Here is a 3,111-nt window from a genome sequence, read left to right on the forward strand (position 1 = left end):
GGGGTGGCCCAGGAAGCGGTCTATCCTTCAGCAACTGTACTGGGCGCGCAAATCGAGAGAGTCCCCGTGGGAAACCCCTCTCCCTGCCCCTCCCGGGGARGGAATGAGAGAGCGGTGCCCGCCTCACGTGGTGATGGTGAGTTCGAAGAGGCAGCGCAATCACGCCTCGCCGTCCCGCCACCCGATCTTCTCCTTCAAGAACCGGAAGCCCAGCACCTCGAAGCCGGCGCGCTCCTTGTTGTCCTTGCCGTAGCCGTGGCCGCCTGCCGCCGGCTCGTAGAACCAGGCCTCGTAGCCCATCGCCTGGAGTTTTGCCGCCATCTTGCGGGCGTGGCCGGGATGGACGCGGTCGTCGCGCCGCGTGGTGGCGATCAGGATCGGCGGATAGGGCTGCCCGGGCTTTGCGGTGTGATAGGCGGAGTAGGCCTTCAGCCACTCCCATTCCTCGGGCTTGTCGGGGTCGCCATATTCCGCGATCCAGCTCGCGCCCGCGAGCAGCTTGGTGTAGCGGCGCATGTCGATCAGCGGGATGGTGCAGAACAGCGCGCCGAAGCGCTCGGGGTATCGCACCAGCATGTTGGTGATGAGGATGCCGCCGTTCGAGCCGCCTTGCGCCGCGATGCGCTTCGCGCTCGTCACGCCGCGGCGGACGAGATCGGCGGCAACGGCGGCAAAATCGTCATGCGACAGCTTCTTGCCGGCGAGCCGGCCGGCATCGTGCCATCGCGTGCCGAACTCGCCGCCGCCGCGCAAATTCGCCTGCACCGTCGTGCCGCCGCGCTCCAGCCACAGCTTGCCGAGCGAGGCGTTGTAATACGGCTTCACCGCGACGGCGAAGCCGCCATAGGCGCTCATATAGACCGGCGCATCGCCGGTCTCTTTGGCCGGACCGGTCTGCACATAGGGAATGCGCTCGCCGTCGATCGAGATCGCCTCGTGCTGGGTGACCACGAGGCCGTCGGCGGTGAACGTCTTCGGCGCCTGCTTCAGCACCGTCGGGCTTGCGACGCCGCGTTCGATGAGCAGCAGCGAGGGCGGCGTGAGCGGATCCTGCACGTTGGCGAGCAGGTCGCCATTGCTCTCGGACGGATGCCGGTCGAGCGGCCAGACGTCGACGACGCCGATCTGCGGAAGGCCGCCGAGTGTGGCGGAGCTCCAGCCCGCGGCGGACGGCGTGCAGATCTCGAATTGCGGCTTGAGCTCGTCGAGGATCGACAGCACCAGCTTGCCGCCCGCCCAGAACAGGCCCTGCAATGCGCGCCGCGGGCCGGGCTCGAACAGGACCACGAAATCGCGGCTGCCGGCGATGAACGCCGAGAGCGAGATGCCGAGCACGGTGTCCGTGGCAAAGCTTCGGCCTCCGGCCGACCAGTCCTTGCGCAGCTTCATCGCGAACCAGTCGCCATGCGCCTGCATCCAGACGCCGGTCGGCAGGTCGAGCTTCGTCGTCGTGCCGGCCGCATCGCGCAGCCAGATCGCGTGATTGAAAAAGTCGATCTGATCGACGATCCAGACCCGCGGCTCAGGTCCGGTGTCGTCGGCCATGCCGGAGACCGCCATGTGATCGGCGGTGGTCTCGATGATCACTTGGGCCTGATCGACAGGCTGGCCACGACGCCACAGCCGCACCGTCCGCGCATATCCGGAGCCCGTGGCCATACCCTCGCCATGGGCGCTCGACAGCAGCAGCGTGTCCTGATCGAGCCAGTCAACGCCGCCCTTGGCTTCCGGCAGCGTAAATCCGTCCGCCACGAAGCGCTTCGTCGCGAGGTCGAATTCCCGCAAGGTGACGGCGTCGCTGCCGCCGCGCGACAGGCTCAGAATCGCCCGCGAGTGTCCCGGCATCGTGGCGATCCCGCTCAGCAGCCAGTCCTCGCTTTCGCTCGCCGCGAGCTGGTCGATATCAAGCATGGTTTCCCATGCCGGGCTCGCTTTTCGAAACTCCGCCAGATTGGTTCGMCGCCACAGGCCGCGCGGGTTGGTGGCGTCCTTCCAGAGATTGTGCAGGTCGTCGCCGCGCCGGCTGACATAGGGGATGTTGTCCTTCCGGTCGTAGATCGCCGCGAGGATATCGCGATCGCGCGCGAAGGCCGCTCCGCCGAACGCGGCGAGCGTCAGGCTGTTCTGCCGCTCCACGAAATCGAGCGCCTGCTTGCCTTCGATCTCCTCCAGCAACAGCCAGGGATCGTCGTCGGGAGCGCTGGGCGTGGGCCTGTCGTCGACCGTCATGAACGAAACTCCCGAAAATCGCGGCGGATAGGATTTGATCGAGCGCAAGCCGTCAAGAGCGCAGCCCGCTATCATCTGCCCGATTGCGTCAGAGGCATGGCCTGCGCCCGTTTGCGCCGGTTGCCCGCCCTCCCGCGCCCCTCCATAGTGCCGGGAATCAACAAGGCTCCTCGAAAGCCCCTTTGGGCGGAAATGCCGATGCTAGACGTGACTTCAGCCAATGAGATCGCTGCCGACGCCCGCGTGCGTGCCAATGTGGTGCGCCTTGCAGCCGCGCAGGCGCTGACCGGCGCCAACTCGGCGGTCATCTTCGCCACCGGTGCGATCGTCGGCGCCACGCTCGCGCCCGACATGTCGTTCGCGACCGTGCCGATCTCGATGTATGTGGTGGGCCTTGCCGCCGGCACGTTGCCGACCGGTGCGATCTCGCGCCGCTTCGGCCGCCGCGCCGCCTTCGTCATCGGCACCGGTCTGGGCGCGCTCACCGGCCTGCTCGGCTCGTTCGCCATCCTGCGCGGCTCGTTCGCGCTGTTTTGTTTTGCGACCTTCCTCGGCGGCCTCTACGGCGCGGTGGCGCAGTCCTATCGCTTCGCAGCCGCCGACGGTGCCAGCGCGGCCTACCGGCCGAAAGCGGTGTCCTGGGTGATGGCCGGCGGCGTGTTCGCCGGAGTGCTCGGTCCGCAGCTCGTGCAATGGACCATGGATGTCTGGCAGCCTTATCTGTTCGCCTTCAGCTTCCTGGTGCAGGCGGCGGTGGCGCTGATCGCGATGGGCATCGTCGCCGGCGTCGACATGCCGAAGCCGGCGCCGGCCGATCTGCATGGCGGCCGGCCGCTGATGACGATCGTGACCCAGCCGCGCTTCATCGCGGCGGCGCTGTGC

The 3,111-nt window shown here is 67.5% G+C and carries 2 protein-coding genes; one reads left to right on the forward strand and one right to left on the reverse strand.

What is annotated here, in order from left to right:
• Positions 1-159 precede the first annotated feature (159 nt).
• Positions 160-2,229 (reverse strand): prolyl oligopeptidase family serine peptidase, encoded by a 2,070-nt coding sequence (locus AC1D00_RS33810; RefSeq protein ID WP_477013656.1) that lies wholly within the window; start codon positions 2,227-2,229, stop codon positions 160-162.
• Positions 2,230-2,427: 198 nt separating this feature from the next.
• Here AC1D00_RS33810 and AC1D00_RS33815 point away from each other — a divergent pair.
• The coding region (locus tag AC1D00_RS33815; protein ID WP_477013657.1) for an MFS transporter at positions 2,428-3,111 on the forward strand (684 nt) is incomplete at its 3' end.

The sequence above is a fragment of the Bradyrhizobium sp. P2_E8 genome (assembly GCF_056403875.1).